The organism is Teichococcus aerofrigidensis (assembly GCF_054073225.1).
In genome coordinates, this window is record NZ_JBSXMU010000169.1 from 1 (window position 1) to 5,908 (window position 5,908).

Consider the following 5,908-nt stretch of genomic DNA (forward strand, 5'->3'; position numbering starts at 1 on the left):
GCCGTGGCGAGGCGCCGCCGCCGGTGGCGGCCGAGGAGGCCGCGCCGCCGCCACGGCCCGAGCGGGCGCCCCGCGAGGAATGGCGCGCCCCGCGCGAGGATGGCCGCCAGGACCGCCGCCGCGACCATGCGCGCCGCGACCGGGACGATCTGGGCCCGGCCGTGAAGGGCTTCGGCGATGCGGTGCCGGCCTTCATGCTGATCCCCATCCCCCGCCCGCAGCGCGATACCGGCGCCGACTCCGGCGGGGGCCAGGAGGCCGCTGCCTGAGACCCTTCCCGGGGAGAGATCCCCGGGGGGTTCCCTGGAGAGGGCGGCCGTGCCGCCGCGCGCTCCGCCGCCCGGTTGCCGAGGCGCGCGAAGGGCGCCAGATTGCGCGTGATCGGATCTCGGAACGGTCCCGCAGACCCCATTCGGAGGAGGCGCCCTTCCGCTGGCCGGAGCGGGCGCCGCCTCCCGCCGACCCCAGCCGCTGGAGAGAAACGCCATGAACGCCGTGACCCCATCCGCCCGCCCCGCCTTCGTGTGGGACGACGCCCTCCTGCTGGAGGACCAGCTCACCGAGGATGAGCGGATGATCCGCGACGCGGCGCGCGACTACTGCCAGGGCAAGCTCTTCCCGCGCGTGCTGGAGGCCAACCGGCACGAGGTCTTCCACCGCGAGATCATGAACGAGTTCGGCGAGATGGGCTTCCTCGGCGCCACGCTCGACAGCCATGGCTGCGCCGGGGTCAACTACGTCTCCTACGGGCTGATCGCGCGCGAGGTGGAGCGCGTCGACAGCGGCTACCGCTCGGCCTTCTCGGTGCAGTCCTCGCTCGCCATGTTCCCGATCTGGGCCTATGGCACCGACGCGCTGAAGGACCGCGTGCTGCCGGGGATGCAGAAGGGCGAGCTGGTCGGCTGCTTCGGCCTGACCGAGCCCGATGCCGGCTCCGACCCCGGCTCGATGCGGACGCGGGCGAAGAAGGTCGATGGCGGCTACCTGCTCTCCGGCTCCAAGACCTGGATCACCAATTCCCCGATCGCCGATGTCTTCGTCGTCTGGGCCAAGGACGAGGCCGGCGACGTGCGCGGCTTCGTGCTGGAGAAGGGCGCCAAGGGCCTCTCCGCGCCCAAGATCGAGGGCAAGTTCTCGCTGCGCGCCTCCACCACCGGCATGATCATGATGGAGGAGGTGTTCTGCCCGGAGGAGAACAAGCTGGACGTGAAGGGGCTGAAGGGCCCGTTCTCCTGCCTCAACCGCGCCCGCTACGGCATCGCCTGGGGCGCGCTGGGCGCCGCCGAGTTCTGCTGGCACGCCGCGCGCGACTACACCATGGAGCGCAAGATGTTCGGCCGCCCGCTGGCCAACACCCAGCTGATCCAGAAGAAGCTGGCCGACATGCAGACCGAGATCACCCTCGGCCTGCAGAGCGTGCTGCGCCTCGGCCGGCTGTTCGACGAGCACCGCGTGGCGCCGGAGATGATCTCCCTCTGCAAGCGCAATTCCTGCGGCAAGGCGCTCGACATCGCCCGCGTCGCCCGTGACATGCACGGCGGCAACGGCATCGCCGACGAGTACCACGTGATCCGCCACGTGATGAACCTCGAGGCGGTGAACACCTATGAGGGCACGCATGACGTGCATGCCCTGATCCTCGGCCGCGCCCAGACCGGGCTGAACGCCTTCGGGGCCTGAGCGCCCGGACCCGGCGGCGGCGGCCTCCCCCGCCCGCCACCGGGTCCGCTCCTCTCCGGTCCGGCCTCCCGGCCCCTGCCCCGTTCCCGCCCGGACCCATGACCAGCACCGATCTCGACATCACCGGCCTCGGCGCCGGCGGCGACGGCCTCGCCCGCCTGCCGGACGGCACGCCCTGCTTCATCCCCGGCGCCCTGCCGGGCGAGCGCGTCCGCGCCACGACCGCCACCCGCCGCGGCGAGGGGGTGGCGGCGCGGCTGGAGGCGCTGCTTGCCGCCTCGCCTGACCGCGTCGTGCCCCCCTGCCCGCATTTCGACCCGCGCGGCGAGGCCTGCGGCGGCTGCCAGATCCAGCACTGGGCCGACGCGCCCTATGCCGCCTGGAAGCGGGCCCGGCTGGTGGAGGCCCTGTCCCGCGCCGGCTTCGCGGACCCCGCCGTGGCGGAGCCGGTGGTCACGCCGCCGGCGACGCGGCGGCGCGCCGACCTGGCCCTGCGGCGCGGGGCGGACGGCGCGGTGACGCTCGGCTTCCACCGGCGCGGCGCCGCCGTCATCGAGGATCTCTCGACCTGCGCCGTGCTCGACCCGGCGCTGGTGGCGCTGTTCGATCCGCTGCGGGCGATGCTGCGCGGCCTCGGCGCCTTCCGCCGCGAGGGCTCGGCCCTGCTGAACCTGCTCGACACCGGCCCCGATCTGCTGCTCCGCCTGGACGGCCAGCCGGGCACCGCCGACCGCACCACGCTGGCCGCCTTCGCCGCCGCTCAGGAGGTGCCGCGCATCGCCGCCGGGCCGCTGAAGGGATCGGCGCAGGAGACCATGGCGCAGCTCGGCCCGGTCTCCATCGGCTTCGCGGGGGTGGCGGTGGCACCGCCGCCGGGCGCCTTCCTGCAGGCGACGCCGCAGGGGGAAGCGGCCATCGTCGCCGCCGTGCTGGAGGGGCTGCCGAAGCTCGCCGGCCGCGCGCGCATCGCCGAGTTGCATGCCGGGCTCGGCACGCTGAGCTTCCCCCTCGCCGCGCGCGCCCGCGTCACCGCCTATGAGGGCGCGCCGGAGGCGGTGGCGGCGCTGGACGCTGCGGCGCGCCGCAGCGGCGGCCGTGTCACCGCGGTCCGGCGCGACCTGGCGCGGCAGCCGCTCTCGGCCAGGGAGCTGGAGGGCTTCGCCGCCCTGGTGCTGGACCCGCCCTTCGCCGGCGCCGCCGAGCAGATGCCGGCGCTGGCCCGCAGCGGCCTGGCCCGCATCGTCTATGTCTCCTGCAACCCGGCGGCGTTGACGCGCGATGCCCGGCTGCTGGCGGCGGCCGGCTGGCGGCTGGAACGGGCGGTGCCGATCGACCAGTTCCTCTGGTCCGGTCAGCTGGAGGCCGTCGTCACCTTCGCGCGCGGCCGCCCGGGATGAGGCACGCCCGAGGGGGCGAAGGGAAGCCGGCGGCGAGGGCCCGGCAGGGGCTGGCCGCCTTCTAAAAGGGGTTCGCCGAGCCGGGATCGGCGGCCGGTCCCGTTCCGGTGTCGCGCAGGTCCCGCAACAGGGCGGCGACCTCGGGCGTGTCGCGGCGATCCACCAGGCCGAAGCTCGGCTGCCGCGCCCAGATCACGAAAAGCGCGTTGGCGAAGACCGGCGTCGCGGTGGCGGCGAGGTTGCGCAGGAAGGCGCCGCCCAGGGCCGGCAGCCGCTCCTTGCTCACCACCACCCAGTCCCACTCCTCGGCGCCATCGCCCGGCGGTCGCGCATAGGGGATGATGTCCGGCAGCCGGGCGGCGAAGAGGGCGGGGGCGAGAATCCGGTCGCGCGGCAGCACCCGCTCGAGGAGGAAGCCGGCGGCATCCTCCCAGAGCGGATCGCCGGCGGGGAAGTCGGGCGGGTCGGCCCGGTCCTCGCCGCGCCGCAGACGCAGCCGGCGGCGCGCCTCGGTCAGGGCGGCGGCCTGGGGCGGCGGCAGGCTGCCCTCATCAAGGCCGTCCAGCAGGGCCTCCGCCGCCGCCTCCGACGCCTCGTCGAGCAGCCGGTGCGCCCGCTCGATCCGCAGGCCGGGCGCGGTGTTCCCCGCCTCGATCGCCTGGCGCACCAGCCGCGCGGCGGCCGCCTCCCCCCGCCGGCGACGCAGCGCGGCGGCGAGGTTCTCCACGTAGTCGGCCGAGAGCAGGCGGCCCTGGCGCAGCCCGTGGCGCAGCGCGGCGATGTCCACCGGCCCCTCCAGCGCGGCCCGCAGCAGCGGCGCCAGGGCGCCGGCCTGCAGCACGAAGCGCAGGGAATCATGGTTGGCGAAGGGCGTCGGCACCGTGACGACCGGGCCGGCGGCGCGGATCAGCGCGGCGTGCCGGGCATCCTCGGGAAAGAGCGGATCGTGGAACAGCAGCGCCTGGCCGCGCAGATCGCCGGGCCGCAGGCGCATGCCGGTGTGCAGCGCGGCCTGGAAGAAGGCCTGGCTGCGGCGCGGATCGAAGGCGCCGACATCGGCGGGGCTGATGGAGTACTGCGGCGCGAAGGCCAGCACCACATCCGCCCGCAGCCGGGCGGCGTGCTTGAGCGCGGCGTAGGCGCCCATGCTGAAGCCATAGAGCACCACGCGGCGGTGCGCCGCCAGCAGGGGCTCCAGCCGCGGCGACAGCAGCGCCATGTCCTCCTCGGGGAACCAGCTGTCCCGGTGGTCCACCAGGCCCAGCAGCGAGGCGCCGAGCCGGGCCAGGAAGGCACGGCCCCAGATGGCGCGCTCGGCCTGGCGCGGCGCGAGGGAGACGATCAGCCCCTCGCCGCCCGGCTGGTAGAGCGCGGCGACGCGGCCGGTGTCGTGCAGCAGGGTCGCGGTCGGCGGTGCGGACAGAAGCAAGCGAGGATCCCCGGGGCGCAGGCAACCAGTGAGAGCAGGACCTGGATTCAATGCCCGAAGGATTATCATGTTTTCATACGGTACCACCGCTCATTCACGCCCCGGCCCGCCCTTGATCCCATGCCCCCGGGTGCCGACCTGCTGTGCGCCAGCACAGGGAGAGGTGGCATGCCGATCGGACGGAAGGATCTTCTGATGGGAGCCGGGGCGGCGGCGCTGGCCGCCGGGGTGGGCCCGGCGGCCATGGCCCAGGGGCAGGGACAGGCGCGGGCCCAGGGGCAGGCCGAGGACGGCGCCGCTCCGGCCCAGGCGCCCGGCTTCTACCGCTTCCGCCTCGGCAGCCGCGTCGTCACCCTGCTGCATGACGGGGCCGGCCGCCGCCCCAACCCGACCCAGGGCTTCGTCCGCAACGCCTCGCCCGAGCAGGTGGCGGCGGCACTGCAGGCCGAGCTGATGCCCACCGAGCATCTCGACATCGTCTATACGCTGACGGCGCTGGAGACGCCGGAGGGCGTGGTGCTCTTCGACACCGGCACGGGCGGGCAGCTCGGCGCCACGGCGGGCCAGGCCCCGGCCAATCTCCGCGCCGCCGGCCACGACCCCGCCCAGGTGCGGATGGTGGTGATGACGCATTTCCACGGCGACCATATCAGCGGCCTGACCGACGCGGAGAACCGGCCGCTCTTTCCGCGGGCCACGATCGTGGTGCCGAAGGCGGAATGGGACTTCTGGATGGATGACGGCCAGGCCGGCCGCGCGCCGGAGGCGATGCGCAACGCCTTCGCCCTGGTGCGGCGCAAGTTCGAGCCCTATCGCGAGCGCATCCGCCAGATCGACGGCGCCGCGGAGGTCGCGCCCGGCATCCGGGCCGTGCCGACGCCCGGCCACACGCCGGGCCACACCAGCTACCTGCTGACCGATGGCGGCGCGCAGGCGATGGTGCTCGGCGATGTCACCAACCGGCCCGAGCTGAACCTGCGCAACCCCGGCTGGCACCTGGTCTTCGACATGGATGCGGAACAGGCCGAGGCGACGCGGCGCCGCATCCTGGACCGGGTGGCGTCCGACCGTATCCGCTGCATCGGCTATCACTTCCCCTTCCCCGCCAATGGCTATGTCGCGAAGGAGGGCGAAGGCTACCGCTACATCCCGGCGCTGTGGCGGGGCACGCTGGAGGCGTGAGCGTGTTGCCCCCGGAGGCCTTCTTCCTTCGGGGGCGGGCGGTCAGCCGCCGAGCAGCAGCCGCGTCAGCGCCGGGCTGAGCCCGCCGGTGGCGCGGCCCTGCGGCGCCGCCAGGCTGCCGGCGCGCGGCTTCGGGGGCGCGAGGGCTACCAGTGCCTCGGCCAGCTTCACGCCGCAGGCCATGCCGTCGAGCAGCGGCACCGGGGCGCGGGGCGCGAGG

The 5,908-nt window shown here is 74.7% G+C and carries 4 protein-coding genes and 1 pseudogene; 4 read left to right on the forward strand and 1 reads right to left on the reverse strand.

All coding sequences use genetic code 11. The features are described 5' to 3' along the window. From ACVMLK_RS19580 to ACVMLK_RS19590, 3 genes and pseudogenes are all read left to right on the forward strand, one after another. A pseudogene (locus ACVMLK_RS19580) lies at positions 1 to 269 on the forward strand (DEAD/DEAH box helicase); the annotation flags it as partial. Between the two features lie 217 nt (positions 270 to 486). Next, positions 487 to 1,680, forward strand: a complete 1,194-nt coding sequence (locus tag ACVMLK_RS19585) for an acyl-CoA dehydrogenase (protein WP_422922793.1) — start codon at positions 487 to 489, stop codon at positions 1,678 to 1,680. Positions 1,681 to 1,778: 98 nt separating this feature from the next. Further along, entirely contained in the window at positions 1,779 to 3,077 is a 1,299-nt protein-coding gene (locus ACVMLK_RS19590; protein ID WP_457487373.1) for a class I SAM-dependent RNA methyltransferase, read from the forward strand. 61 nt (positions 3,078 to 3,138) lie between these two features. Here ACVMLK_RS19590 and ACVMLK_RS19595 read toward each other — a convergent pair whose 3' ends face one another. Further along, positions 3,139 to 4,506, reverse strand: coding sequence for a hypothetical protein (locus ACVMLK_RS19595; RefSeq protein WP_457487374.1), 1,368 nt, complete (start codon positions 4,504 to 4,506; stop codon positions 3,139 to 3,141). A gap of 168 nt (positions 4,507 to 4,674) precedes the next feature. Here ACVMLK_RS19595 and ACVMLK_RS19600 point away from each other — a divergent pair, with 168 nt between their 5' ends. Beyond that, positions 4,675 to 5,688: an MBL fold metallo-hydrolase gene (locus tag ACVMLK_RS19600; protein WP_457487375.1), complete on the forward strand. Its 1,014-nt coding sequence runs from the start codon at positions 4,675 to 4,677 to the stop codon at positions 5,686 to 5,688. Positions 5,689 to 5,908: the final 220 nt, after the last annotated feature.

What these genes read in the sequence shown, in the direction of transcription:
- ACVMLK_RS19600 (WP_457487375.1), top strand. Translation starts at nt 4,675, where the DNA reads ATGCCGATCGGACGGAAGGATCTTCTGATGGGAGCCGGGGCGGCGGCG.
- ACVMLK_RS19585 (WP_422922793.1), top strand. Translation starts at nt 487, where the DNA reads ATGAACGCCGTGACCCCATCCGCCCGCCCCGCCTTCGTGTGGGACGAC.
- ACVMLK_RS19590 (WP_457487373.1), top strand. Translation starts at nt 1,779, where the DNA reads ATGACCAGCACCGATCTCGACATCACCGGCCTCGGCGCCGGCGGCGAC.